Below are 602 nucleotides of genomic sequence, written 5' to 3'. Positions count from 1 at the left end.
CACTTCACTGAGTTCTTCCTTTGAAAGTTCATCGGAACTTTCCCTTTCTATTTCAGGAATAATTTCTTTTTCCAGTAATTCCTCATACATTTGATTCGACTTCTCTATTAAATCGGTGCTGTATTTTTCAATGGATTTTTTCCATACAAAGGTAAACTTATTGGCATTTGCCTCTATTTTCGTACCATCAATAAAAATAGCCTCTTCTTCAATCGCCTTCTCTTCAACAAGTTGACAACGAAATAAGACAAAACACTGACGTAATAATTCTTTTACTTCGGAATGAACACGAAAACGATTAATGGTACGATAACTTGGTTCATAGCCTTGTGCTAACCACATCATACGTACACTGTCTTTGATTAATCCCTCTATTTTTCTGCCAGAAAAAACAGACTGTGTATAGGCACATAAGATAATCTTCATCATCATTCGAGGATGGTATGCAGGACAACCTGTTTCGCGCAAAAATCCCACAAATGATTCTTCTGGGATATGTTCTACAATATGGTTAACTGCATAGGCGATATCATTTTCTTGTAATTTCATTTCAAAATCTAAAGGCAAAACGACTTGATTCATGGTATAATGTTTAAACATAA

General features: G+C 34.6%; 1 protein-coding gene. It reads right to left on the bottom strand.

Going from position 1 to position 602, the window contains the following annotated elements; genetic code table 11:
• The coding region (locus tag Q1A47_RS20585; protein ID WP_299632758.1) for a transposase at nt 1–600 on the bottom strand (600 nt) is incomplete at its 3' end.
• Between the last annotated feature and the right edge of the window lie 2 nt (nt 601–602).

Source organism: uncultured Virgibacillus sp., assembly GCF_947495635.1.
Classification (GTDB): Bacteria; Bacillota; Bacilli; order Bacillales; family Amphibacillaceae; genus Virgibacillus; species Virgibacillus salarius.
This window is presented reverse-complemented; position numbering and strand designations above follow the sequence as displayed.